3 protein-coding genes are annotated in these 631 nt (G+C 42.2%); all 3 read right to left on the reverse strand.

What is annotated here, in order from left to right:
• A partial coding sequence (gene rpsK, locus ACYVTD_RS15405; protein ID WP_461248579.1) for a 30S ribosomal protein S11 occupies positions 1-121 on the reverse strand: 121 nt, incomplete at its 3' end.
• Positions 122-138: 17 nt separating this feature from the next.
• Positions 139-504: a 30S ribosomal protein S13 gene (gene rpsM / locus ACYVTD_RS15410; protein WP_461248578.1), complete on the reverse strand. Its 366-nt coding sequence runs from the start codon at positions 502-504 to the stop codon at positions 139-141.
• A gap of 14 nt (positions 505-518) precedes the next feature.
• Positions 519-631 (reverse strand): 50S ribosomal protein L36 (gene rpmJ, locus ACYVTD_RS15415; protein ID WP_461248580.1); only part of this gene is annotated, 113 nt, incomplete at its 5' end.

Below are 631 nucleotides of genomic sequence, written 5' to 3' on the forward strand. Positions count from 1 at the left end.
AAACAGTGTTTCCCATTAAATCGGTAATTGTAACAATAGTATTATTGAAGGTCGCCTGAATGTAGACATTACCTTCATATACTGACTTTTTCTCTTTCTTCTTTTTTGCAGCAGCAGCCACTTATTCCTCCAAAAAACCTATTTCTTCTTACCGGCAACGGTTTTCTTTTTACCTTTGCGAGTACGCGCGTTTGTCCTTGTACGTTGACCGCGAAGCGGCAATCCTTTACGATGCCTAAGCCCCCGGTAACAGCCAATATCCATTAATCGTTTTATATTTAACGCTACTTCCGTGCGTAAACGACCTTCTACCTTGTAATCACTTTCAATGATATTCCTTAGGTCGTTTAATTCTTCCTGGGAAAGATCATTCATAAGCCTCATTGGATCGAGCTTTGCTTTTGCGATAATCGCATCGGCACTAGACCTGCCAATACCAAAGATGTAGGTCAACGCGATGTTCAAATGTTTATTTGGGAGGTCAACTCCCACAAGACGCGCCATGTACTCTCCTTTCCTTAGCCTTGCTTCTGCTTATGCTTGGGATTTTGGCATATAATGCGAACAATCCCATTGCGCTTGATGACTTTGCATTTGTCGCAGATGGGCTTCACGCTTGTTCTAACTTTCA

The sequence above is a fragment of the Treponema sp. R6D11 genome (genome assembly GCF_054786075.1).